The organism is Cobetia sp. 4B (genome assembly GCF_018831605.1).
Classification (GTDB): Bacteria; Pseudomonadota; Gammaproteobacteria; order Pseudomonadales; family Halomonadaceae; genus Cobetia; species Cobetia amphilecti.
This window is the reverse complement of record NZ_CP059843.1, coordinates 1146563-1170552: the sequence shown is the minus strand read 5'-3', so window position 1 is coordinate 1170552 and position 23990 is coordinate 1146563. Positions and strand designations below refer to the sequence as shown.

The following is a 23990-nucleotide window of genomic DNA, read 5'->3' as shown; positions in this document are numbered from 1 at the left end:
AGTTAACCGTGACAGATGACAATGCAGCGCACAGGGTAAGCGGACAGCCTGCGCTCGCCAAGCAGGAGTGCGCGCACAGTCGCCACTCGCGCGGTTATGGCGGCTATTCCGCCCTTTGCCGGCCCTCAAGGCAGGTCTCGGCGCCGATCTTCTCGATCATCACATCCGCCCGCGCCCCTGGTTGGCGCCATCCGGCCAACGCGACCTGATAGCGGAACTAGCGCCGGCGCTGATACCCGAGCTGCACGACTATCCCTAAGTCTAAGGAAAGCCTGATATGCTGGGCGGATGACAGGCACGCGCTGTTGTCAGAGCGCCTGGCCGGCCGCCTGCCAGAGCCTTCTCCCGCTGAGCCAATATTTCACCTTGCTGGACAGGACCCCTCGATGCCCAAGCATGACAAGCAGTCAGCGACTTCCTCGCCGTCTTCCAGGCCGCGTCGCGATACCCGCCTGCGCAACGGCCTGTTCTGGGCCTTGCTGGCAGCGGCCTTGATCACGGGCTTCTGGCTGGCCTGAGCCAGGCCGTCGCGGCAGTTCACGATGGGGCTGATACGACAGCTCGCAACGGACTGGCATGACAGTTCACGATGGGCGGTCGCGCAACGCTCGTCAGACGCTGACCAAAAGCCTCACCAGACAGACCGCAACACTCACAGGACAAGGGCGGAAATGAGCGAGACTACTTCATGAACGACATGCTGGCGCTGTTCGTCGCGACCCTGAACGTCACCGTTCCGGTGTTCGCGATGGTATTTCTGGGCCTGGGCCTCAAACGCCTCGGCTGGATCGATGACACCTTCATCGGCACCGCCTCATCGCTGGTGTTCAAGGGCACCATGCCGGCGCTGGTCTTCCTCTCCATCGTGCGCGCGGACCTGGATCACGCCCTGCGCCCGGGCATGCTGACCTATTTCGCGCTGGCGACACTGGGCACCTTCCTGCTGCTGTGGGGCTGGGCGATCCTGCGCGTGCCGAGAAATGAACGCGGCGAGGTGGTCCAGGGCTCGTTTCGCGGCAACTGCGCCATCGTCGGGCTGGCACTGGCCGCCAACCTCTATGGCGATCTCGGCCTCTCGATGGGCGGCATCCTGATGGGCGTCGTCATCCTGTCCTACAACATGCTGTCGGTAGTGGTGCTGTCGAGCTATCTCGGCGATGGCCGCACCAGCTGGAGTGGCATCGCGCGCGGCATCATCACCAACCCGCTGATTCTCGGCGTGCTGGCCGCCCTGCCCTTCGCGGCATTCAGCTGGCAGCTGCCCGAGTGGCTGGAGACCTCCGGCGACTACTTCGCGCGCATGACGCTGCCGCTGGCATTGATCTGCATCGGCGGCACCCTGTCGATGCGCTCGCTGCGTGAAGGCCGCAAGCTGGCGCTGAGCGCCAGCCTTATGAAGATGATCAGCGTGCCGCTGCTGGCGACCACCGTCGCCGTGCTGCTGGGCTTCCGCGGTACCGAACTCGGGGTGCTGTTCCTGTTCTTCGCCTCGCCGACGGCGGCGGCAAGCTTCGTGATGGTGCGGGCGATGGGCGGCAATGACCGCCTGGCCGCCAACATCATCGCCATCAGCACCCTGATGGCGGGCATCACCATCACGGCAGGCATCTTCGTGCTCAAGCTGAGCGGTCTGGTCTAGCAGCAGCGCTCTGATCAAGCAGCAGCGGTCTGGCTGCATGTCAAAACGAAACGCCCCCGCCAGTGCAGACTGGCGGGGGCGTTTCGTTGTGGCTCAATGGTTGTGGTTCAGTGGTTGTGGTTCATGACAGCCGCGCGTGACTTACGCCAGTTCCGCCGGGCTCACGAACTGGTGCAGATCCGCCAGGCCAGCGGCCCAGACATCGGCGTCCAGCCAGGCAAGACTTGCGGTGGCAAAGGCCAACTGGGTGCTGCCGGGGCCATCGACCAGGGCGCTGGCCAGATTCGAGACCAGCGGATTGTGGCTGATGATCAGCCAGTCACGCGGCTCGCGCCCTTCAGAAGTGGGCGGCACATGGGTCTGCAGCCAGTCGAGTACCGGCGTCAGCGGGTCGTCCGGGGTGATGATCTCGAGCGTGGTCTGCTGCTCACCACTCAGCTCCAGCGCCGAGGAGATCTCCTGGGCGGTCTGCTGGGCGCGGGTGAACGGACTGACGACCAGCGTCAGGCGCGCACGACGCTCGGCGGGCAGCTGATGGGCCAACCAGCGCCCGATGCGGCGCGCCTCTTCGCGGCCATATTCGCTCAATTCGCGGCTGGGGTCCGGCGTGCCGGCCTGGGCCTCACCGTGGCGCATGATCAGTACACTCATGACATTCTCCTGAAAAGATGACTGCCGCAGCGCAAGCGCTTCATCACTCGCTCTGTCGCTGCGGCCGATGACCAGGGACTCGCCAACCGGAGCGTTGCACGAGTCAGACAAGGGGATGGCGAAACACGCTCCATCACCCGCTACCTGCTATGAGTCCTCAGGAGCCGTCGGGTTCCAACTGCCGCGCCTGCTGCACCGACTCACGCGACAGCACGAATTCCACATCGCTGGATTGCTCACCGCCCATCAGCGCGCGGGCCATGTGATGTGGGTCGACATTCTCGAACAGCACCTTGGCCATGCCACTGACCAGCGGCATGTAGATGCCCAGTCGCTCGGATTCATCCTGCACCAATCGTACGGTGTTGACACCCTCGGCGACCTGCCCCAGCACCTCGACCGCCTGCTCGAGGGTGCGCCCTTCTCCCAGTGCGTAGCCGACCCGATAGTTGCGCGACAACGGCGAGGAGCAGGTCACGATCAGATCGCCCACGCCGGCAAGGCCGAGGAAGGTCATCGGATTGGCGCCCTTGGCCACCGCGAAGCGGCTCATCTCGGCCAGCGCGCGGGTCATCAGCATGGCGCGGGTGTTCTCGCCCATGCCCAGGGCCGCGGCCATGCCGGCCGCGATGGCGTAGATGTTCTTCAACGCCCCGCCCAGCTCGACGCCGTAGCGATCATTGCTGGCGTAGACACGGAAATAGTCGCAGCCGAAGGCCGTCTGCACGCGAGCGCGGGTGTAGGCATCGTCGGAGGCAATCACCGTGGCCGTCAGCTGCCGCTGGGCGATCTCGGCCGCCAGATTGGGGCCAGACAGTACGCCGATATGCGTGAAACCGGTTTCCTGCTCCAACACCTCGCTCATCAGGGTGAAGCCTTCGCTCTCGATGCCCTTGGTGGTGGCCACCAGTATCTGCCCTTCACGCAGGTGGGCACGCGCCTGACGGACCACCGTGCGGAAGGCCTTGGAGGGAATCGCCACGCAGACCAGCTCGGCCTCGGCCAGTGCATCGGCCATGTCGGTGGTGGCACGCACCGAGGCATTGATCTCAAAGCCCGGCAGATAGCCCGAGTTGCGGTGCCGGGTGTTGACCTCCTCGGCCTGGCTGGCATCACGCATCCACTGGGTGACGCTGGCACCGTTGTCGGCGGCAATCGAGGCGATCGCGGTCCCGAAGCTGCCGCCACCCAGCACGCAGACATTGAGTCCCACCGCCTGAGGGGTCGTTTCGCTTACCTCGCGATCACGAATGGCCCGACGAGGTGAAGGGGTAGTGGCAGACATGCTGACTCCTTGGATGACGATGTGCTCAGTGAATGGCAGGCATTGTACTCATAGTTTGTCAGAGAATGCTGAACAAGAGATGTCTGCGCAGACCTCGTGGCCAACGCAGGGGGCTGCGCCTGAGTGACGCGCCTGCCACGCGCGCCTCGCAAGCAATCTACCGGCATGCACCATCGATACGCATGAACTCTCGATATGCATGAATTCTCGATATGCATGAACTCTCGACATGTACAAAAAAACCGACAATCCCTGCCCCTGAGGCGCAGAAATTGCCGGTCTGTTCAGCACTGGCGTGATGGCGGCAGACTTGCCCCCATCACGCCGAGGCGTCAGATCACAGCGTCTTGAGGGCCGTGATCATGTCGCCGACCACCTTCTGACCATCGCCATACACCATGCGTGTGTGGTCAAGATAGAACAGGTGGTTCTCGACACCGGAGAAGCCGGAACCCTGACCGCGCTTGATCACCAGCACGTTGCGTGACTGGTCGGCGTTGAGGATCGGCATGCCGTACAGCGGGCTTGAGGCGTCGTTCTTGGCGACCGGATTGACCACGTCATTGGCGCCGATGACCAGCGTGACGTCGGTGGTCTCGAAGTCGTTGTTGATCTCGTCCAGGTCCGCGATCATGTCGTAGGGCACGCCCGCTTCCGCCAGCAGCACGTTCATGTGGCCCGGCATGCGACCGGCGACCGGGTGGATCGCGAAGCGCACTTCGACGCCACGCTCACCCAGCAGCTCGACCATCTCCCAGACCTTGTGCTGCGCCTGTGCCACCGCCATGCCGTAGCCCGGCACGATGATGACGCGCTCGGCGAAGGCCAGCTGCACGGCGGCGTCCATCGGATCGGAGGCCTTCATGCTGCCCTCGATTTCGCCCTGCTCGACACCGGAGGCGCCACCGAACTGCTTGAACAGCACGTTGCGGATCGGACGATTCATGGCCTTGGCCATCAGCTGGGTCAGCAGCGTACCGGCCGCCCCGACGACAGTACCGGCGATGATCATCGCGGCATTGCCGAGCACGAAGCCTTCCATCGCCACCGCAAGGCCGGTCAGCGCATTGAACAGCGAGATGATCACCGGCATGTCGGCGCCACCGATGGGCAGAGCCAGCATCGCGCCGAACAGCAACGCGAGCGCGAAGAACACCAGCACCAGCGAGCTTGATGGTTCCACCGCCGCGATCACGACGCCCAGATAGACCGTCAGGCCCAGCACGATCATGTTGATCAGCTGCTGACTCGGGAAGTTGAACGCCTTCTTGAGGCGCCCATCCAGCTTGGCCCAGGCCACGATGGAACCGGAGAAGGCCACCGCACCGATCATCGCCCCGAGTACACCCAGCCACAGCGCCAGCGAGCCATGCTGCTCGATCAGTGCCGGGTTGTCGCTCATGCGCATCAGCTCGACCGCGGCGATCGCCGCTGCCGCACCGCCGCCCATGCCGTTGTAGATGGCGATCATCTGCGGCATGTCGGTCATCTCGACCTTGTTGCCGGAGTACCAGGCGATACCGCCACCGATGACGATGGCCAGCAGCATCAGGCCATAACGGCCATCAATCTGCGGATGCAGGAAGGTGAGCAGCGTGGCCACGACCATCGCGATACCGGCCCAATGGATGCCGCTGCGTGCCGTGGAAGGATGCGACATGCGCTTGAGGCCGAGGATGAAGACCACCGCCGCCGCGAAATACCCTGTTTCGACCAGCCAGTTCATCAGCGAGCCTCCTTGTCGTTGATGCCATTGGCAGCGTCTGTGCCCTTGCTGCGATCACTGGTCTTGAACATTTCCAGCATGCGCTCGGTGACCACATAACCGCCGACCGCGTTGCCGGCGCCCAGCAGCACGGCGATGAAGCCGATGAACTGCTGCATGCCGGTCTCGGCCTGTCCGAGGGCGATCATCGCCCCGACCAGCACGATGCCGTGGATGAAGTTGGAACCGGACATCAGGGGCGTGTGCAGAATCACCGGCACACGCGAGATGACCTCGTAGCCGACGAAGGCCGCCAGCATCAGGATGTATACGGCAGAAAGTCCTTCGATCATGCGGCGTCCTCCGCGCGAGCGCGTACGTCATCGTGGGTGATGCGGCCGCCTTCGGTCAGACGCATCGGGCCGAGCACCGCATCCTCGAAGTCCAGCGTCAGTTCGCCGTCCTTCATGAAGGGGGTCAGCAGGTTGAAGAGGTTCTTGGCGTACATCTCGCTGGCATTGACCGCCAGGCTCGAGGCCATGTCCAGCGGGCCGAGTACCGTGACGCCGGCGTGCTCGACACGCTTGCCGGGCTCGGTCAGTTCACAGTTGCCACCGCCTTCGGCGGCGAGATCGACCAGCACGGCGCCGGGCTTCATGCCCTCGACCATCTCGCGACTGATGATGCGCGGCGACGGACGCCCCGGAATCGCGGCGGTGGAGATCACCACATGCGCATCGCCCATGTGACGTGCCAGCGCATCGGCCTGCTGGGCGCGCTCGTCATCGGTCAGCTCGCGGGCGTAGCCGCCCTCGCCGGAGGCATCGACGCCGGTATCGATCATCTTGGCGCCCAGCGATTCGACCTGCTCACGCGCGGCAGCGCGGATGTCATAGGCCCACACCTGCGCGCCGAGACGCTTGGCGGTCGCGATGGCCTGCAGACCCGCCACGCCAGCACCGACCACCACGACACGCGCCGGACGCACGGTACCGGCGGCAGTCGTCAGCATCGGGAAGAATACCGAGGACTCATTGGCCGCCAGCAGCGCGGCGTGATAGCCCGCGACACCTGCCTGCGAGGACAGGGCGTCCATGCTCTGGGCGCGAGAGATACGCGGCACGAATTCCATGCACAGGCTGGTCAGCCCCTGGCTGGCAAGCTTGCTGATCAGCTGCGGGTTCTGGTACGGCGTCATCAATGCCACCACCACCGCGCCTTCACGCAACTCGCTGATCTGTGACTCGCTGGGCGTACGCACGCACAGCACGAGATCCGCCGCGGCACGCGCCGCCGCGATATCGGCCTCGGCGACGACCGCCACCCCGGCCTGGGCGGCGTAGGCCGCATCATCGAAGTGCGCATGACGTCCGGCACCGCTCTCCACGTGCACGATGGCATCGCTGGTGGCACTGACGCTGCTGTCCAGGTGACGCGCGAGCTTGCCGGCCGTCACCGGGTCCAGCGCGACGCGGCATTCCCCGCGTGCCAGTGTGCTGCTCACCCCCTCGTCGAGTGTCACCAGGTCCGGTGCACGCATCTCGCGCACGACTAGAATATTCAGCATCGCGCACCTCGTTTCACGTCCGTGTTCATGCCTGAGGCTGCCAGCCTTGAAAGGTTCATGGCGTCGTTCCTGTTGAGCGCTGATTCGCGCCATCCTGCCTGCCGGAGGCGCTTTCAGCGACGTTATTGCCTGTCACAGGTGAGACTTGCCTGAATCGCAAGCCGTGACTCACGCATGGCCAGAAGGCCTGACATCACCCGCGACACGATGAGTGTCCAGCATCAGTCTTTTCTTGTCGGTGCATCAGGGTCAAGCGCTGCATTGCAAAAAAGCAATAAAATCAAGCATAAAGCTATCGTTATGGCAGCCATAACAGCTGCCTTATGCTGACAGGCGCCTTGCGACACTACCAAGTGACTGATTTGCAATGAGTTTACAAAAGGCACCCCACCAAGAATAGCTCAGCTTTGTGTTATGCATCGCATAATCTCGAGCTTATGGCTGCCATAGTGCCTGCCATGAAAAATGGGATACCGCCACAGCAGTATCCCATTTTCGTGACGATGACTTGAGTGTCAGCGCGTGTTTCCTGCATTGCGCCAAGCGGATGTCCGGCCATGGCTTGCGCTGTCAGCGAAGCAGTTCAGGCCTCCTCCATGAGAACCGCTCAGGACGAGCAACTCATGCAGATCGGCGCTGCATTCGCCGCCGGCGGCCGTGTCCAGTCATCGACGAGTTCGGCAGCGACGCCCTGCGCCTGCCCCAGCGCCAGCGCCGCCTCAAGGCTGCCCTCCTCGGGGCGGAAGAAAGGCGCCGCCAGACGCTGACGCAAGGCCTTGAGCGTAGTGTCATCACCCTGCTCGACCCGTGCGATCACCTCCAGCAGCAGATGCGTGCGCGGCACATACAGCGGATTGCAGCCGAGCATGGCCAGACGACGCTGGCGTTCATCCTCGGCGGAGAGCCCGATGGCCATGACGCGCGCCTGATAGCGCTCAAGCCACGCCGAAGCTTCATCGCGCGCCTGGGCCGAGTTGCCATGCGGCCCACGCTCACCCGCCAGACGCACGACCAGCGTTTCCGGCGCGGGCTGCGTGACATCCCAATGACTGAGCAGACGGTAGGCATGGGTGTGGTCGACCTTGCCGGCCGCCAGCAGCTCGCGCCACTGCTGCACCAGCGTCATGTCCTCATCGTGCGCATCCGGCAACCCGAGACGCGCGCGCATCAGGCGGGCATATTCACGCTGCAACTCGCCCTCATAAGCGCCCAGCGCGGCGGAGAGCGCGTCGACATCGATCAGCGGCGACAGTGCGATCCCCAGTCGCTCCAGATTCCATAGCCCGATGCCCGGCTGCTGGGCGAAACCATAGCGCCCGGCCTGATCGGTATGATTCGGCACCAGGTTCTCTTCATAGCCATCGAGGAAGGCGTAGGGCCCGTAATCGAAGGTCAGCCCCAGCAGCGACATGTTGTCGGTGTTCATCACCGCATGCACGAAGCCGTAGGCCTGCCAGGCCGCGATCAGTTTCGCGGTGCGAGTGATCACTGTCTCGAACATGGCCAGCGCACTGGTCACGCGCACCTGATCTGCAAGGGGCTGGTCCGCAAGCGGCTGGTCCGCCGCTGCCTGCGCGCCGCCTTCCGGCAGTGGTTCAGTCAGCCCCTCAGGCAGACACTCAGCAAAGTGCTCACGCAGGGCGTGATCGATCAGCGTCTTGAGGTCTTCATGCCGGCCGGAATGAGCCAGCCACTCGAAGTGCCCGAAGCGCAGGTGGCTCTCGCAGACGCGCAACACGGTAGCGCCGGGCTCGACGGTCTCGCGCTGAACCCGCTCGGCATTCACCGCCAGTGCCAGCGCGCGGCTGGTAGGAATGCCCAGCGCGGCCATGTACTCACTGGCCAGATACTCGCGCACACTGGAGCGCACCACCGCCTGACCATCGCCGAAGCGCGAGTAAGGCGTACGCCCGGCGCCCTTGAGATGCAGATCGAAGGTCTTGCCGTGATCGGTCTCAAGCTCGCCGAGCAGAATGCCACGCCCGTCGCCGAGCTGCGGGTTGTAGTGACCGAACTGATGGCCAGTGTATTTCTGGGCCAATGCGTCCATGCCCGGCAGCAACTGCTCACCGGCCATCAAGAGGCGCAGCTGCTCGAGCGCCTCCTCGCTGGAGGCGTCGGAGGTCAAGGGCGTCTCCAGCCCCAGCAGGCGGGCGCAGTCAGGACTCACATCGGCAAGGCGGGTGCCTTGTCGCGGCTGCGGGGCGACACGCGTGAAGAAGTGCTCCGGCAGGCGGGCATAGCGATTGTTGAAGCGCAGCGCCGCCAGGTCGTGCACGTGCGCGGTGGGCGTAGGGGCAAACTCACTCATCAAGAGGCTCCGTCGGGCCGCCGGGGGTCGGCGACTCGCTGGGGGAAGAAGTGGACGCGGCGGCGTCGCTCGGGGTCAGCAGGCTGCGCAGGCCGCCGGAGGGCCGCCCGGGCGGCAGCTTGCTGGCCATGTCATACAGCTTGCGCGCCGTCGTGTCGGTGCGTGCCTGACGCTTGAGCGCCTGCAGGGCATCGTCGGAGCCCCGGGCATGGCCCAGGTGCTGATCATGGCCCAGGTGCTGAGCATGGCTGGCAGGAGCGCCCGAGGCTGGCGCCTGATCGCGCGTGCCAGCCGCAGCAGACGTGCCCTCAAGCGAGGTCTCATGCCGGCGCAGCAGCAGGCGCTTGCGCGGTGTCAGCGCCAACTCCGACAGGCGTGCCTTGCCCCACCACGGGTGCGGCGCCTGCACGCCATGCGTGGACTCGCTCAGCCAGGCCTGCGGCAGTGCCTCGAGCAGAGGGAAGCGCTCACTCTCGCCCTGCGCCTGCCACCAGTGACTCAGGCGCTCATTGAGCACCAGCAGCTGGCGTGCTCGCGTGGCGGCGGTGTAGCTGAGATTGGTGACTAGCACCTGATTGGGCAATTGCTGGCGCGCGCTTGGCAGTGCCAGATCATCGGCCAGCACCACGCAATCAAATTCGAGACCCTTGGCGCGGAACACCGTCCCCAGCATGACCGTGGGCAGCTCGACCGACTGTCCCCGCGAGTGAGCACTGACGATGGCGGCCTGCAGGTCGCCATCGTGCTTGCGCAGCTCCCCGATCCATTGATCGAGTGGCGCCTGGGCATACCAGGAGGCCAGCTCATGCAGGCTGCGCGCCTGATGATCATCGAGACGCGTCAGAGCTCCCAGCACCTGCGCCGGGGTCTGACCGAGCCGTGTCAGGGAGGGAGGCAGCAGTCGCCACCACTCACGCTGACTCGCGCTGTCGCCCTGCTCGGCCATCTGATGTGCGCGCCAGAGCCGCCAGTGATCCAGCAGCCCCGCCAGCGGATAGCCTTCGATGCCATCCAGCCAGGCCACCGCGATGCCGCGCTGATGCAGTGCCAGCGCCTCCCCCAGCGCCGCCACCGGGCCGGCACTGATCACCGCATGGCGCTTGCCGGAGTGCAGCAATGCCTCACGCACCGCGGGCAGCGCCAGACGGGTCGCCGGGCCGAGGCCGCTCATGGCCTGCTCGCGGGCGGTGGGCGAACAGGCCGCCAGCCGCGTGCCCAGCGCCGCCAATGCCGGCCCGAAGCGCCAGGCGCCGGGCAGCGAGTAGACGGTGGCATCGGCCAGCAGCGGCGAATCCAGCGAGCTCATGCCTTCCACCTGACGCGACAGGCTCTGATGCGGGTCGCCGATCAGCAGCAGGTCGCAGCGCTGGCGACGCAACATGGCCAGCAACGCTGGCGTGGCGTCCTGCGCCTCATCCAGCATCACCAGGTCGGCCTCCAGCGACTGGCCATGCTGTGACCACAGCTTGAGCAAGGCGTTGAACGACAGGCTCTGCTGGTGATCGGCGGGGTCCAGCAGGCACTCCCACACCAGCCGCATGCTCTCGACCAGCTGGCGCAGCTCATTGGCGCTCAGCCGTTGTGCCACGCCGTCGGGCAGGTGCTCCGGCATCGGCACCGCATCGCTCTCGGCGAAGAAGGTGTTCAGGCCCTGGGCGATCAAGCTGCGCGACTGACTGGAAAGACTGCCCAGCCAGCTGAGGCTCTGCGGCGCCAGACGGCGCGTGATGTCGGGCTGCCGCTTGAGCTTGTCGCCGTACTCCTCCATCAAGGCCTGGCGCGCCAGCTGATGCAGCGACAGCGACTGGACATTGGCGGGCAGCTGACTGGCAGTCCGCCCGGCCACCGCCGGGTTGAGCGAGGTGTATATGAGGGTCTCGTCGGCGTAGGTACGCGCCAGCTCGACCATCAGCACGGTCTTGCCGCTGCCGGCACAGGCACGCACCACCACGCAATCGCTGTGCTCGGCGCTGTTGGCCGGCGCGCGATCGCGCAGGCGCGAGGGAAAGGGATGGGCGAGAATTCGCCGTTGATCATTGCTCAGATGCATGGCGGCATGATCCCCCCTGTCAGCGCGGGGGGCAAGACCTTCGCTGCGCGATCATGACTAGGACAGGGCGCCATTGGCCGCGAGGCGCTCACGCACGGTACGCATCAGGCCACGATTCCAGCGCAACAGATCATAGAGCGTGGTGAAGTAGGCGTTGCCCCGCGTCGAGTAGGCACTCAGGGTCGGGATGAGGTCTTCGGCGCGCACCGGCTGGCCCGCGTTGCGCAGACGCCCGCGTAGCTCACGTAGCTCGGCATAGCTGCGCTGGGAATTGAGGTTGTCGAAATAGGCGGCGATACCCGCCTCCAGGCTCTCGAAGCGCCGATATTCACGCCCCGGCGGCCCGATACCGCAGCCGCGCGAGAAGCAGCGCATGCCGAACAGATTGTTGGCGTCGCGGGCATGGCCCGACGTCCCCCAGCCCGACTCCTCGATGGCCTGCACCAGCACCATGTCCAGCGGCAGGGTATCGATGCGCAACAGCAGGCGCGTCCAGCTGACGCCGATGTCCTCGCGCGTCACATCACAGGGCAGATTGGCCTGATCACACAGGCCGTTGAGGCGCTCCTGCTCGCGCTCGCTGTAGTCACGCCCTCCGTCACCAGCGCGCTTGCGCATCGCCAGCAACCAGTCGCGCTGCTCGGCGATGCGCTGGTTCTCGGCCACTACCAGCGGAATCATCAGCTCGAAGAATGCGACCTTGCGCTGGTTGCCCGCGGGATAGGGTCGCAGGTCCGGCATCTGATGGGTCTTGTCACGGGCCAGCAGCTCATCATCCAGCCGCGCCGCCTGCGCCATCGAGCCCAGCCCCATCACCAGCAGCAAGGCGGCACTGACCAGACGAACAGAGCCCAGACGGACAGGGCTCAGGCGCCACGAGCGCCGCGGCCAGGCCCACGCAGACAGGCGTGGCAGGCCACGCACTCCGCCAGCCAGCCAATCCGCAGAGAAAGGTAGGTAAGTCATGTGCTGCGCTCATCGAGAGGGATGCAGTAGCAAGACGCGAGATACCATCAGCGTATCTCATGAGGCTGCATGAAACCCTAAAAACGCGTGGGCGAGAAGATGGCGCGGTCGGCCAAGCGAGGAAAGACACAGCAAGCCCTGTCGTCTGTCATCGACAGACCGCCAGGCGATGCCCGCCTTTCGCGCCACGGACGCGACGCGCTCTCTGCGCTCCCTGCGCTCCCTGCGCATCCTCCCCTTTTTCTTTTTTCTTTTTTCTTTCCCCTTCCTCCCTTCATCCCTTCCTACCCTGCCGCCTTCCTGCCCTTCACGCTCTGCACCTCGCACTGGACGCTATCGCTGACGACACACCCAACGCAAAACGCCCCCGCAGCATAGGCTGCGAGGGCGTTTTGCGGACATGCTTGATCAAGCCAGTGGCTCGATCGTTCCGCCGTCTCAGGCGCTGAGCATGCTGTTCAGGCGGCGCACGTAAGCGGCCGGATCTTCCAGCGCACCGCCTTCGGCGATGATGGCCTGATCGAGCAGCACGTGTGCCAGGTCGGTGAAGTAATCGCCTTCACCGCCTTCCAGACGCGTGACCAGAGCATGCTCCGGGTTCAGCTCGAGAATCGGCTTCACTTCCGGCAGCGGCTGGCCAGCGGCTTCCATCATCTTGCGCATCTGGTAGCCCATCTCGTGTTCCGGCAGCACCACGCAGGCCGGGGAATCGGTCAGACGGTGCGTGATGCGCACTTCCTGAACGTTCTCGGCCAGCGCTTCCTTGACGCGCTTGACCAGATCTTCCTTGGCCTTGGCGGTCTCTTCCTGGGCCTTCTTCTCTTCTTCGTTCTCGACATCGCCGAGATCGAGATCGCCCTTGGCGACATCCGCGAAGGACTTGCCGTCGAACTCGGTGAGGTGGCTCATCAGCCACTCGTCGATGCGGTCGGTCAGCAGCAGGACTTCGATGCCCTTCTTGCGGAAGATCTCGAGGTGCGGGCTGGACTTGGCGGCATTGAAGCTGTCGGCGACCAGGTAGTAGATCTTGCTCTGGCCTTCCTTCATGCGCTCGACGTACTGGGCCAGTGACTGGTCCTGGGTCGCGCTGTCGGTCTCGGTGGTGGAGAAGCGCAGCAGCTCGGCGATCTTCTCGCGGTTGGCGAAGTCTTCTGCCGGGCCTTCCTTGAGCACGGAGCCGAACTGGTTCCAGAAGGTCTGGTACTGCTCGGGATCCTTGGCCAGCTTCTTGAGCATGTCCAGGCCACGCTTGGTCAGCGCGGACTTGAGCTTGTCGACCTGCGGGTCCTGTTGCAGCAGTTCACGCGAGACGTTCAACGACAGGTCGTTGGTGTCCAGCACGCCCTTGATGAAACGCAGGTACAGCGGCAGGAACTGCTCGGCGTCGTCCATGATGAAGACGCGCTGCACGTAGAGTTTCAGGCCACGCGCGGCATCACGCTGGTAGAGGTCGAACGGCGCACGGCCCGGCACGAACAGCAGGCTGGTGTACTCGAGCTTGCCCTCGACCTTGTTGTGGCTCCAGCTGAGCGGATCGGAGAAGTCATGCGAGACGTGCTTGTAGAAGTTCTTGTACTCCTCGTCGCTGACCTCGGACTTGGAGCGCACCCACAGCGCAGTGGCGGAGTTGGCGGTTTCCCAGTGGACCTGCTCGTTGCCTTCCTCGTCCTTCTCGACGCGCTTCATGCGCACCGGCAGTTCGATATGGTCGGAGTACTTGGTGACCAGGTTGCGCAGACGATGATCGTCAGCGAACTCGATGGCATCGTCCTTGAGGTGCAGCACGATCTCGGTACCGCGCTCGGCGCGCTCGATGTCGGCAACGCTGAACTCACCTTCGCCACGTGAGGTCCACTCGACGCCCTGGTCAGCGCCCAGGTCGGCGCGACGGGTACGCACGGTGATCTCGTCGGCGACGATGAAGCCGGAATAGAAGCCGACCCCGAACTGACCGATCAGACGCGAATCCTTCTGCTGGTCACCCGACAGGTTCTTCATGAACTCGGCGGTGCCGGAGCGTGCGATGGTGCCCAGGTTGGCGACCACATCGTCACGGCTCATGCCGATGCCGTTGTCACGCAGGGTGATGGTCTTCGCCTCGGCGTCGTGCTCGATCTCGATGCGCAGTTCGCTGTCGTTGCCGTAGAGGGCATCGTTGTCCAGCGCCTGGTAACGCAGCTTGTCGCAGGCATCCGCCGCGTTGGAGACCAGCTCGCGCAGGAAGATCTCGCGGTTGGAATACAGCGAGTGGATCATGAGGTGAAGCAGCTGCTTCACTTCTGTCTGGAAGCCATGCGTTTCGGTGTGAGTGGCGGTCGTCATCGAAAAGGACCTCTATGTCGTGGATGCCTGAAAAGAAGATTCGCGGTGGCCAGAGCGCCCCCGCAACAATGGAACCGGCTCGCCGACGCCTGCCTTTCTTGGGCGGCAGATCGAAGGAAGCACTCGTGGATCAGATATGGGGCAAGGGTGAGGGATTTCAAGGCACTAGCGACAGATGATTGCGCCATACGCGCCAGGCGTGTGCCATAGAAACACCCAAGCGGCTCCCTGGGGTAGCAACGAAGGGAGCCAACGAAGGAAGCCAACGAAGGAAGCCAACGGAGAGGTAGCCATCAGGGAGGCGCTTTCGAGTGTGATGCCTGCGGAGCAGGCATCACCTGCCATCACGGGGAGGCGAGTGATTCCAGCACGAAGTGCATGCGCGCGCTGGCAACTGGTTGCTCGCGGGATCTCTGCCAGGCACTGACGCGCACATTGGTCATGCGCCGACCTTCACGCATCACTTCACAGTCGATGCGCGTCACCTGATCGCCGCGCGCCGTGGCCAGATAGTCGATGGAGAAATCGATCAGCTTGGGCAGGCGCGCTTCACGCCCACCGCGCCCATGCCGCCTGAGCACCTCAAGCGTCGCGGCGGTTTCCATCGCCGCGGCCAGCACGCCGCCATGCACCGCCGGCAGCATCGGGTTGCCGACATTGTCGGGCATCGCCGCCATGGAATAGCTCAACGCCTGCTCAGGATGCAGCTCGACATCACTGGCCGCGCCCGCCTGCTGCCCGTCAATGGCACACAGCCCAAGCCCGATTGCCTGCGCGTAGGGCAGACTCGCCAGCAGCGCCGCCAGGTCGGCGTGGGTGCGCTGCCCTTCGACGAAACGCCGCGCACTGAGCAGGCCGCGCGGGTCCTGGGCATCGCGCGGCGCCTGCGGCTCGGTTTTCTCGCCTGCTGGCTGTGCAGCCTGTGCTGACTGCCCCAGCGGTTCCGACTCGACCGTGGAAGGATTCGCGGGGGCTTGAGCGTTGGCCGCCGCCAGCAGCGCCTCGGCAAAGCCGCTGGGCGTATTGCGCTCGCCGAGCCTGACGAAGTTGCCGATCGCGCGACACAGGATCTTGCCCGGCTGCTGCCAGATCTGCGCCTCGGTAAACACCATCGATTCCGTGACCCGCAGCACGCGCGCCTCGCCCACCAACGCCAGGCCCTCGACGCCGGGTCGGTAGTGATCGAGGCGCAGATCCAGCGTCGGGCAGACTTCCGGTGCCGACAGCCCCGTGAGCACGGCACTGCCGCACAGCGTATCGGCGAACATGGTCAGCACACCGCCATGTACCAGCCTGCGGTGCGGATCGCCGATCAAGGCCGGTTGCCACGGCAGCTGCATGCGGATGGCCGGCGCGGCGACCTCCTCGACCCTGACGTTCAAGCGCGCCGTGTGCGGAATGAAGCTCAGGAATCCGGTCAGCGCCCGCGCCCAGCTGGCGTCATCCAATACGCCACCCGCAGCCGGCACGTCAGCGGGATTGACGGCCAGCCCCAGCAGGCTCTGCGGCACTGCATGCATCACATCCACAGCGGCATCGCCATCAATGCGAGGGAAACCAGATAGCCGGCGCCCCACAACAGGGAGCGCAACGCGGCGATATTGGCCAGATAGCAGCCCCAATAGCCCAGACGTACCAGCACGAAGATCACCGCCAGCGTGGTCGCGATGGGCGCGCCCGGCGCGGTGATCACGCTGACCAGCACCCCGGCGGCAAACAGCGGAAAGGCTTCGATGGTGTTCTGGTGCGCGGCGAGCGCGCGGGCCCCGAAGCCCGTCAGTTCACGCTGCTGCGCGCGCGGGTCATGGTTGTCGTAGCGTCCGGTTCGCTGTTGCGCCCAGGCGACCGGCACCTTGGTCAGCACCAGCATCAGTGCCGCAAACAGCAGGCAGGCATAGATCAGCATGCAGAATTTCCTTGAAAGGCGTTGTTCAGGGCGTTGCCACAGCGGCGCGTCTCGTTTGTGAACAAACGACAGATCAGACACTGACGGCGCGCCAATTCAAACTGGTGTTTGATAGCGTGTCACGAGCATGGCAGGGTCGCGGCGTCCCTGCCATGCGGCCAATGGCCAGTGCCAGGCGTCAGGGCTGGTAGAGAGATGGTGTTTCCACGCTGCACGCCTTCAGGGAGCCGGCGGGTCGGAGGGATCAGGTTCGGGAATCTCGCCACGCCACAGGCGATAGTCGGCCAGCGCATCATCGAGCTTGCCGAGCAACCAGGTCACGATCACCAGATCATCGAGAATCCCCAGCCCCACCAGCAGATCCGGGATCAGATCCAGCGGCGAGACCAGATAGATGAAGGCACCGGCCGCCAACCCCAGCGCCTTCCACGGTACCGGGCGATAACGTCCGCTCACCACGTCGCGCAGCAAGGGCCCCATGGTGCGCAAGGCGGCGCCTGCCTTGCCCAGCACATGTCGGCGGCCAAACAATCGCGTCAACCATAATGCCTTGCCCATAGTGGACTCCTCACGGGTAGCACAAATTTCATTCACTGAGCTTTTCATCTTCGCGGCAGCACAGCCGCGATATCACTCTCGGATAATTCACTATCAGTATCAGATGGTGCTGTTATTCAGCGCCGACCACTGCCACGATAGCCACTATCGTTACTGAATCGGCAACCCCGGATAGCCAATATCGGGGCACTTGTTCAACATCGGGGCACTGAACCGCCACCACAAGGTCGCAGCCAGTCCACGCCCCCTTTACCGACAGTCGCAGGAGTCCCAGGTGACACCAGGCAAGCAAACACTCCGACCCCGTGGCAGCCGTCGCTTCGCGGCGCTGCGGCACCTCACCGGCCTAGGCCTGCTGTTGGGACTGAGCCTGCCCCTGCAGGCCGCCACTCCCAGTGACCAGAGCTTCCGCGCCGCCTTCGATGATGCGCGCGCCAAGCGTTTTGACGAGATTCAGCAGGTTGCCGTCAATGGCCACGTGCTGGAGGGCTACATCGAGTATCACCAGCTCAAGGCCCGCCTGCCGTACGCCACCGCCGCGGAAGTGCTGTCCTTCATCGAGCGTCACGCAGACTCGCCGTTGGCCGAGTGGATGCGAGGCCAGGCGATCTCCGCCTACGGGCGTACCGGCCGTCATGATGCCCTGCTGGAAGTCAGCGATGGCGTGCCGGCGGGTGCGCAGCGCCAGTGCTATTACTACACGGCGCAGCTGAGCAATGATGTCGCGAGCGCATCGCAAGGCGGCCTGAAGCTCTGGCATGTGTCCGGCTCGCAGGACTCGGCCTGTGACCCGCTGTTCTCGGCGTTGCGCGAGCGTGGCGTGATCGATGATCAAGCCATCTGGGAGCGTGCCATGCTCGCCTGGGCTGCCGGCCAGGGTGGCATGGTCAGCTATCTCGAGCGCCAGCTGCCCAGCAGCTGGCAGCGGGCCATCGCGGCACGCGAACAGCTGGAGGGCAACTTTGCCGCCATCACGCGCCTGCCGACCAACCTCGGTCACGGCGACCATGCCTTCGCCGCCTTGAGCGTCGCCGCCATGCATGGCTTCGTGCGTGCCGACACCGAGGCCGCGCTGGAAGCCTGGCGCAAGGTGAATCCGCACATGCCGATGAGTGATGAACAGCGCCACACCGTCGAACGCGACCTGGCCTGGTATTCACTGGTGCGCGACATCCCCAACAACCGCGGCTGGGTCGATCAGCGCCTGACCATCCTCGATGACGAGGAGCTGTTCGATCTGCGCATGCGCAACGCGGTGCGCGATGGCGACTGGCCGCAGGTGCGTGAATGGGTGTTGAAGATGCCGGACCGCTTCCGCAACGAAGCCCGCTACCAGTATTGGCTGGGGCGTGCCGATGACAGCCTTGGCCGCCCGCAGGAAGCACGCGCCGCCTGGACGCGCGCCGCGACCGAGCGCAACTTCTACGGCTTCCTGGCCGCCGACCGTATCGGCCAGGCCTACTCGCTCAATCGCGATGACCAGGACTTCTCCGACGCGGAGCTGGCCGAGGTCGCCGAGACGCCGGCCGTCAAGCGTGTCAGGGCGCTGATGAACATCGACGAGATCGGTCTGGCTCGCTCCGAGTGGTTCAACGCCGTCACCCAGGCGGATGACGCCGATGCTCGCCGTCTGGCAGCCTATGCACTGCAGCAGAAATGGTATGACCTGACCGTCTTCGCCACCATCCGCGGCCAGCTGTGGGATGGCCTTTCCTGGCGCTTCCCGCCGGCCTGGCAGCAGGACTTCCAGCGCTTCGGTGCCGATGCCGGCGTCGACCCGTGGATGCTGATGGCACTCGCGCGTCGCGAGAGCGCCTTCAACCCCACCGCCACCTCGCCGGTGGGCGCACGCGGCCTGATGCAGCTGATGCCGGGCACCGCCGCTCAGGTCAGTCGCGGCCTGGGCCTGCCCACGCCCAGCAACGCGGCGCTGGGTGATCCGGTCACCAATATCCGTCTTGGCAGCACCTACATCCGCGAGATGCTGGACCGCTACTCCGGCAACCGCCTGGCCGCCGCCGCGGCCTACAACGCCGGGCCGGGGCGCGTCGATCGTTGGCTCGCTGACACCCCGGGCGAATACGACCGCTTCGTCGAGCGTATCCCCTTCAAGGAGACCCGCGAATACGTCAAGGCCGTGCTGGCCTACCGCGTGATCTTCGAAAGCCTGGCCAAGGGCACCAGCGAAGGTGTCAAGGTGGTCAGCGACCGCGAAGTCAGCCAGCGCTACACCACCGCGCTGGTGGATCGCCGCTGAGCCGAGCAGCATCCAGCAACGAAAACGCCAGCCCCTTGGGGCTGGCGTTTTCGTTTTCATGGCATCAGGACCCATGGCATCAGGGCCCATGGCATCATGGTCCATGGCGAGAGAGCTCATTGCGCCCTTCAGCCATTCTTTCAGCCATTCGTTCAGTCAGTCATCGCGACGTGGACGAATGGCGGGCGAGGACCCGGACTGGCTATCGCCCTTGGCTTCGCCCGGTCGCGAGGCAGCCACGCCATTGCCGAACGGCGGCTTCTGCTGAGGGGTATACCGTCCCAGCGCCTCGGCATAGCTCAGGGGTCGCCCTTCATCGCTCCCCTTGCCCTTGCCACGCCAGCCCTGGCGCTTGCCGGGAGCGCCCTGGGGCTGTGGTGCGTCGTCATGGGCCTGAGATTCCGCATGGGAGCGAGACGCATGGACCTGTGCAGCATGGCGCTGAGACGCCCCCTCGCCTTCAGACTCGCTGCCCGGGTATGCCTGCGACACCACCGGCTCCGATGCCGCTCGGCCGGAATAGGCCAAGGGCTGGGAGCGCGTGACGCGCGGTGTACGCATCAGTCGCACCATCAGCCAGACCGCCAGTGCCCAGCAGAGCGTGCCCAGCACGCCATAGACGATCATCGCCCAGACATTGCCGGGGCGGTGGCCGGCATTGATGATGATCACACGCGACAGATCGATGTCGGGCCAGCGCTCGGCCAGAAGGGAGCGCTCATCGCCCGGCAGGTCCGTCTCGGCGTGCAAAACGGTGCCGAACAGGCCATCGGGGAACTCGATCAGCGGCGGCACGTTTTCCAGGCTCTGCACGGAGTCGGTTCGCACCAGCACGCCCATGCGCTCGATGCGCGGCCATTCTTCCGAGGGGATGCCATCGATGCCGCCGAAGGCGCGGGACAGACCGGCCAATTCCAGCAGATAGGGGTTCATGTCAGAGATGACCGGATAATAGAGCGTCTCGATGCGGCGCCCCCCGTCTGCATTGGCATCGAGGCGGAAGGTCTCGGTGTGCTCGCGATAGACCGCCCAGTGATTGCGCAGCGATACGAACTGATTGACCGGCAGGTTGCCCTGCTCCACCGACTCGAGATTCAGCGTTTCGGGGCGCGTGGTCACGCGCCCGACCCAGCGCCCCTCATCGACGGCGTACAGCCAGGCCGCTATCCCGGCGACCACCAGCACCACGGCACTCAACCCGCCCAGACGGCGACGGAGGGTATGTGAAAGACTCATCCGATTGCGTTCCCTGCCAATGCCAGCCTTGATGGGCCGGTCTTCATGTCATGAATGCAGCACTGTACCGCTGCTGTCGTTGGCTCGGGCAGGCATGAGCACCGGCCCGGGCATCATTGTTGTTCGAGCCGTGCTGCCAATCGATTGCTCTTGTCGCAGTAGCGTTGCCGCAGACGCAGGATCTCCAGAGAATTCGAGGACAGGGCATCCAGCACATAGCGGTTGCAGGCCTGCTCGGCTTCTCGATGCGCCGCTTCCAGCGCCTTGCGTGCCTTGCGCTCTGCCGGCGTCATGCCCGCATAGGGGTCGCGCCGGGGCTTGAAGGTCGCTGCGGCCTTGCAATACATGGTGCGGGTGTCGATATGCGCCGCCCGCCCCCGGCGCTGCAAGGCATGGCAGGTCTCGACGAACAGTCGGCTGGCCATGCGCGAGCACTCGCGCTGCTCGACGGCGGTACCGGTCTTTTCCAGATGTGCACAGACCGACTCATCATCGATGCGCCACAGCTGGTGGCGGAAGTCGATGGTGTAACCGTAGTAAAGCACCCGTACCTGCTGTACGCGGGAATCGTAGACATCACTGATATCCCGAGCCTCCAGGTGCGTGACGACCTTGAGAAAGGCCGCCAGTGTCAATGTCACAGGATCCATGTGTCATCAAGGATACGAACCGTCATCCCATGCGCTCCGTTGCGATGTTGGCAGTGGCCGCTCATCCCTAGCGGCCTAGCGCCAGCCGTGCCCCCAGCAGCACCATGACGGACCCGGTGATGCCTTCCATCCAGCAGGCGACTCGCGGCCTTGCCAGCCAGCGCCCTGCACCACCGACCATCAACGCCACGCTGATCTGCCAGAGATTGGCGATCACGAAGTGGACACCCGCCAGCCACAATGACTTGAGCACGGCCGGGTCGGTCGGCGCGATGAACTGCGGCAGAAAGGCCATGTAGAACACCACCGTCTTGGGATTGAGCACATTGGACAGGAAGCCCTCACGCAGCGGCAGCCAGCACGATACCTGCTGCCGTGTCACGCTGACGTCGACATTCAGCCCGCGTGCGCGCCGCGCACTCTTGAGACTCTTGATGCCCAACCAGATCAGATAGCCCGCCCCGACCAGCTTGAGGGCCGAGAACGCCCATGCCGACTGCAACAGGATCAGCGAGATGCCCGCCGACGACACCAGCGCGTGCACGAAGAGACCGGCACAGATCGCGAGACTGGTCAGCACGCCGTCTCGCAGGCCGCCGCGCGAGGTATTGCGAATCACCAGCAGGGTGTCGACCCCGGGCGTGACCGTCAGCAAGGTGATGGCCACCACGAAGGACCAGAAGGCAGCATCGAACTGGATGAAATCAAACATGACGAACGTCCTTGCGACAGACCCGCTTCAGTAGCCGAATTCGTGCCCCCATGGCACTGAACAGGCGACCAGTCTAGGCGAGCACGGCCAGCCTGCAAAGCCATCCACACCAAGATGACAGCCTGGTTTGCCTCTGAATGGTGCACTTCAGTCTTTTGTCTTACTGCGTTGCTACACAACGGCGCAGGCGCTCTCATGAGCCCGCAGCTGATGGCATGCAGAAGCCATCTCGCGTCATCAAGGATACGAGCCTCGACTCCTAAAATACGCTGCGTCGCTGTTGAGCGACCAACGCAGCCTTCAACCTACCAACCAGAACCCCGTGGCGATATCCAGCAGCAGCACCAGCAAGGCCAGCAGGATGACCAGGCCATCCTCCCCGATCAGCCCCAGCCCCAGCAGCAGCAAGGTTGCTGCCGGCAAGGCCGCGGCGAAGGGCACCAGCTCCAGCGGCACCATGGCCGTGGCCAGCAGGATGGTCAGCGCCGCGATACCGCGATAGGCAATGCCGCGCGTCATGAAGCTCAGGCGTGGTTTAAGCAGACGATCAAGGCGTCGTGTCCAGGGCCTTGCCCGCTCGACGCCATGGGTCAGGCGTTGATGCTCGAAACTGAAGCGCGCCAGTCGGCGTGGCAACCACGGCATCCTGCGCCCCAGCAACAGTTGACCCGCGATCAGCACGATGAACAGCGCGCAGGTCGTCGGTACGCCGGGGATCGCCCCGGTCGGCAGCAGTACCAGCAAGGCGGGCAATACCAGCAAGGGGCCGAAGCCCCGGGAGTTGAAGTGTTCCAGAATGTCGCCCAGCGAGATATCCCCTTCGATCTCGCGGTCCAGCTCTTCCAGCAACCCCGTGAGGTTGCCTTCATTGGCGTGCTTGCTCATGCGAGCTCCCTATCGGGAAGATGACGGAGGGTGTGAAGGTCTCGAGCCGTGGCGAGTCAGCTGGTGCCGCCCCGCCACGGTGAATCGTCAGCCGACCAGGCGATCGCCCAGCATGCCGATCATGAACCCCAGCGAGGCGCCCAACGGCGGTGACCAGTGATGCGCCACCCGCGACTGGGGCGCAATGTCCTGGAAGACGAGGTAGAGAATGCCGCCGGCGGCGAAGGCCATCAGTCCGCCCAGCACGCCCGGCGCATCCGCAAGCCACAGATGGCCGGCCAATGCCGCCAGCGGGCCCAGCAGAGACAGCAGCACGAAGGCCCCGAGCCCCTGACGCGCCGTCAGCCCGGCCCCTTCCAGCTCACGATAGGCATTGAAGCCTTCCGGCAGGTTCTGCACCGCGATGAACAGTGCCAGCAGCATCGCCGCGGCGGGAGAGGCAGAGGCCAGTGCGCCCAGCGCGATCGCCTCGGGGATGAAGTCCATCAGCATCGCCAGCAACTGGCCCTTGGCGCCGCCACCGCGCGCCAGCCAGCGGTCCAATTGCATGAAGATCAGCGCGCCCAGCAGGAACAGTCCCAACAGCGCCGCGATGGACAGCGCCTGCATGGCATGCGGTACCAGCACCAGCGACACGGCGGCCAACAGAATGCCGCCGCCGAGCGCGGTGATCCCCGCCAGCCAGCTGCGCTTGACGTGACTCTCGTGGCTGCGCTCCAGCTGGGCGATCACGCCACCCAGCGGCATGCACAACCCGGCAGCCCAGGCGAGCGCCACCATGGTCCATGGAATCGATGCCATCATGTTGTCGTCGGGGCTGCAGGACTCGGTCGCGCGCCCAGCACACGCATCAACAGGCTGGTGCCGACGCCCCAGGCGCCATTCAGGATCAGGCCACCGAACACCATCAGTGGCGCAACCTCGATTCCCTTGAGCGGGAAGACGACCAGCATGGCCACGGCCGTCGGGCCGACTGCACCGAAGACGAGGCTGATCAGCCAATGGCTGACGCCCGTCCTGCGGCGCACCAATGCCCACAGCGGCAGGCCCCACAACCCGCCCCAGAAGGCCAGCGAGAGCACTGACGGGACGCCCAGCGGCCCGGTAGGCGTCATGTTGTAGGGCGCCTTGGGCAGGATATCGGCCAGATAGAAGAGCCCGAAGAGGCCCTGATGGAAGATCAGAGTCGCCAGAAAGGCGGCGATGAAGGCTTTCAACCAGATCATGTTCACTTCCTTGTCGTCATGTTGATGAAAACATCCGAGCCCCAGCACATTAGAACATGCGAAA

Annotated in this window: 21 protein-coding genes; 3 read left to right on the top strand and 18 right to left on the bottom strand. The window is 64.6% G+C overall.

The genetic code is table 11. The annotated features are described in order from the left end of the window. The first annotated feature begins 386 nt into the window (after positions 1–386). Both H2O77_RS18040 and H2O77_RS04975 read left to right on the top strand, forming a co-directional pair. Complete coding sequence (locus tag H2O77_RS18040; RefSeq protein WP_263643036.1) at positions 387–518, top strand: hypothetical protein; 132 nt, start codon at positions 387–389, stop codon at positions 516–518. 170 nt (positions 519–688) lie between these two features. Further along, a complete protein-coding gene (locus tag H2O77_RS04975; protein ID WP_215824045.1) occupies positions 689–1639 on the top strand; it encodes an AEC family transporter in 951 nt (316 codons plus the stop codon). 141 nt (positions 1640–1780) lie between these two features. Here H2O77_RS04975 and sixA read toward each other — a convergent pair whose 3' ends face one another. The 12 genes from sixA to H2O77_RS04910 form a co-directional block, all read right to left on the bottom strand. After that, the gene (gene sixA / locus H2O77_RS04970) at positions 1781–2290 is read right to left on the bottom strand and encodes a phosphohistidine phosphatase SixA (protein ID WP_054554945.1); all 510 of its coding nucleotides are present in this window, start codon (positions 2288–2290) and stop codon (positions 1781–1783) included. 157 nt (positions 2291–2447) lie between these two features. Further along, a complete protein-coding gene (locus H2O77_RS04965) occupies positions 2448–3575 on the bottom strand; it encodes an NAD(P)H-dependent glycerol-3-phosphate dehydrogenase (protein ID WP_215824044.1) in 1128 nt (375 codons plus the stop codon). A 337-nt stretch (positions 3576–3912) separates the two neighbouring features. Then, entirely contained in the window at positions 3913–5301 is a 1389-nt protein-coding gene (locus tag H2O77_RS04960; RefSeq protein WP_043335534.1) for an NAD(P)(+) transhydrogenase (Re/Si-specific) subunit beta, read from the bottom strand. Continuing rightward, positions 5301–5633, bottom strand: a complete 333-nt coding sequence (locus H2O77_RS04955; RefSeq protein WP_043335532.1) for an NAD(P) transhydrogenase subunit alpha — start codon at positions 5631–5633, stop codon at positions 5301–5303. The genes H2O77_RS04960 and H2O77_RS04955 overlap by 1 nt, the downstream gene beginning before the upstream one ends. Continuing rightward, on the bottom strand, positions 5630–6847 hold the full coding sequence (locus H2O77_RS04950) for an NAD(P) transhydrogenase subunit alpha (protein ID WP_215824043.1): 1218 nt from the start codon (positions 6845–6847) through the stop codon (positions 5630–5632). The genes H2O77_RS04955 and H2O77_RS04950 overlap by 4 nt, the downstream gene beginning before the upstream one ends. Positions 6848–7454: 607 nt before the next feature. After that, complete coding sequence (locus H2O77_RS04945; protein ID WP_215824042.1) at positions 7455–9158, bottom strand: protein adenylyltransferase SelO; 1704 nt, start codon at positions 9156–9158, stop codon at positions 7455–7457. Continuing rightward, a complete protein-coding gene (locus H2O77_RS04940) occupies positions 9151–11208 on the bottom strand; it encodes an ATP-dependent helicase (protein WP_215824041.1) in 2058 nt (685 codons plus the stop codon). The genes H2O77_RS04945 and H2O77_RS04940 overlap by 8 nt, the downstream gene beginning before the upstream one ends. 57 nt (positions 11209–11265) lie before the next feature. Then, on the bottom strand, positions 11266–12174 hold the full coding sequence (locus tag H2O77_RS04935) for a glucosaminidase domain-containing protein (RefSeq protein WP_215824040.1): 909 nt from the start codon (positions 12172–12174) through the stop codon (positions 11266–11268). A gap of 438 nt (positions 12175–12612) precedes the next feature. Then, on the bottom strand, positions 12613–14496 hold the full coding sequence (gene htpG, locus H2O77_RS04930) for a molecular chaperone HtpG (RefSeq protein WP_107335276.1): 1884 nt from the start codon (positions 14494–14496) through the stop codon (positions 12613–12615). 344 nt (positions 14497–14840) lie between these two features. Continuing rightward, positions 14841–16016 (bottom strand): PaaI family thioesterase, encoded by a 1176-nt coding sequence (locus H2O77_RS17845; protein ID WP_240548718.1) that lies wholly within the window; start codon positions 16014–16016, stop codon positions 14841–14843. Further along, the gene (locus H2O77_RS04915; RefSeq protein WP_215824039.1) at positions 16016–16402 is read right to left on the bottom strand and encodes an MAPEG family protein; all 387 of its coding nucleotides are present in this window, start codon (positions 16400–16402) and stop codon (positions 16016–16018) included. The genes H2O77_RS17845 and H2O77_RS04915 overlap by 1 nt, the downstream gene beginning before the upstream one ends. A 219-nt stretch (positions 16403–16621) precedes the next feature. Continuing rightward, the gene (locus H2O77_RS04910) at positions 16622–16960 is read right to left on the bottom strand and encodes a YkvA family protein (protein ID WP_215824038.1); all 339 of its coding nucleotides are present in this window, start codon (positions 16958–16960) and stop codon (positions 16622–16624) included. A 274-nt stretch (positions 16961–17234) separates the two neighbouring features. On the opposite strand from H2O77_RS04910, the gene H2O77_RS04905 reads away from it, so the two are divergent. Further along, positions 17235–19217 carry a transglycosylase SLT domain-containing protein gene (locus H2O77_RS04905; RefSeq protein WP_240548717.1) on the top strand — a complete coding sequence of 661 codons (1983 nt, stop codon included), beginning with the start codon at positions 17235–17237 and terminating at the stop codon, positions 19215–19217. Positions 19218–19373: 156 nt separating this feature from the next. On the opposite strand, the gene H2O77_RS04900 is transcribed toward H2O77_RS04905, so the two are convergent. The 6 genes from H2O77_RS04900 to H2O77_RS04875 form a co-directional block, all read right to left on the bottom strand. Then, entirely contained in the window at positions 19374–20453 is a 1080-nt protein-coding gene (locus tag H2O77_RS04900) for a hypothetical protein (protein WP_215824037.1), read from the bottom strand. 113 nt (positions 20454–20566) lie between these two features. After that, complete coding sequence (locus tag H2O77_RS04895) at positions 20567–21103, bottom strand: hypothetical protein (RefSeq protein ID WP_043335517.1); 537 nt, start codon at positions 21101–21103, stop codon at positions 20567–20569. A gap of 67 nt (positions 21104–21170) precedes the next feature. After that, positions 21171–21815: a LysE family translocator gene (locus tag H2O77_RS04890; protein WP_043335514.1), complete on the bottom strand. Its 645-nt coding sequence runs from the start codon at positions 21813–21815 to the stop codon at positions 21171–21173. A 300-nt stretch (positions 21816–22115) separates the two neighbouring features. Further along, entirely contained in the window at positions 22116–22700 is a 585-nt protein-coding gene (locus H2O77_RS04885; RefSeq protein WP_215824036.1) for an exopolysaccharide biosynthesis protein, read from the bottom strand. Between the two features lie 87 nt (positions 22701–22787). Further along, positions 22788–23501, bottom strand: a complete 714-nt coding sequence (locus tag H2O77_RS04880) for a divalent cation transporter (RefSeq protein ID WP_043335509.1) — start codon at positions 23499–23501, stop codon at positions 22788–22790. Then, a complete protein-coding gene (locus tag H2O77_RS04875; RefSeq protein ID WP_215824035.1) occupies positions 23501–23926 on the bottom strand; it encodes a hypothetical protein in 426 nt (141 codons plus the stop codon). The genes H2O77_RS04880 and H2O77_RS04875 overlap by 1 nt, the downstream gene beginning before the upstream one ends. Positions 23927–23990: the final 64 nt, after the last annotated feature.

Coding starts and splice junctions, on each gene's coding strand:
- H2O77_RS18040 (WP_263643036.1), top strand. CDS start 387: ATGCCCAAGCATGACAAGCAGTCAGCGACTTCCTCGCCGTCTTCCAGG.
- H2O77_RS04975 (WP_215824045.1), top strand. CDS start 689: ATGAACGACATGCTGGCGCTGTTCGTCGCGACCCTGAACGTCACCGTT.
- sixA (WP_054554945.1), bottom strand. CDS start 2,290: ATGAGTGTACTGATCATGCGCCACGGTGAGGCCCAGGCCGGCACGCCG.
- H2O77_RS04965 (WP_215824044.1), bottom strand. CDS start 3,575: ATGTCTGCCACTACCCCTTCACCTCGTCGGGCCATTCGTGATCGCGAG.
- H2O77_RS04960 (WP_043335534.1), bottom strand. CDS start 5,301: ATGAACTGGCTGGTCGAAACAGGGTATTTCGCGGCGGCGGTGGTCTTC.
- H2O77_RS04955 (WP_043335532.1), bottom strand. CDS start 5,633: ATGATCGAAGGACTTTCTGCCGTATACATCCTGATGCTGGCGGCCTTC.
- H2O77_RS04950 (WP_215824043.1), bottom strand. CDS start 6,847: ATGCTGAATATTCTAGTCGTGCGCGAGATGCGTGCACCGGACCTGGTG.
- H2O77_RS04945 (WP_215824042.1), bottom strand. CDS start 9,158: ATGAGTGAGTTTGCCCCTACGCCCACCGCGCACGTGCACGACCTGGCG.
- H2O77_RS04940 (WP_215824041.1), bottom strand. CDS start 11,208: ATGCATCTGAGCAATGATCAACGGCGAATTCTCGCCCATCCCTTTCCC.
- H2O77_RS04935 (WP_215824040.1), bottom strand. CDS start 12,174: ATGACTTACCTACCTTTCTCTGCGGATTGGCTGGCTGGCGGAGTGCGT.
- htpG (WP_107335276.1), bottom strand. CDS start 14,496: ATGACGACCGCCACTCACACCGAAACGCATGGCTTCCAGACAGAAGTG.
- H2O77_RS17845 (WP_240548718.1), bottom strand. CDS start 16,016: ATGCATGCAGTGCCGCAGAGCCTGCTGGGGCTGGCCGTCAATCCCGCT.
- H2O77_RS04915 (WP_215824039.1), bottom strand. CDS start 16,402: ATGCTGATCTATGCCTGCCTGCTGTTTGCGGCACTGATGCTGGTGCTG.
- H2O77_RS04910 (WP_215824038.1), bottom strand. CDS start 16,960: ATGGGCAAGGCATTATGGTTGACGCGATTGTTTGGCCGCCGACATGTG.
- H2O77_RS04900 (WP_215824037.1), bottom strand. CDS start 20,453: ATGAGTCTTTCACATACCCTCCGTCGCCGTCTGGGCGGGTTGAGTGCC.
- H2O77_RS04895 (WP_043335517.1), bottom strand. CDS start 21,103: ATGGATCCTGTGACATTGACACTGGCGGCCTTTCTCAAGGTCGTCACG.
- H2O77_RS04890 (WP_043335514.1), bottom strand. CDS start 21,815: ATGTTTGATTTCATCCAGTTCGATGCTGCCTTCTGGTCCTTCGTGGTG.
- H2O77_RS04885 (WP_215824036.1), bottom strand. CDS start 22,700: ATGAGCAAGCACGCCAATGAAGGCAACCTCACGGGGTTGCTGGAAGAG.
- H2O77_RS04880 (WP_043335509.1), bottom strand. CDS start 23,501: ATGGCATCGATTCCATGGACCATGGTGGCGCTCGCCTGGGCTGCCGGG.
- H2O77_RS04875 (WP_215824035.1), bottom strand. CDS start 23,926: ATGATCTGGTTGAAAGCCTTCATCGCCGCCTTTCTGGCGACTCTGATC.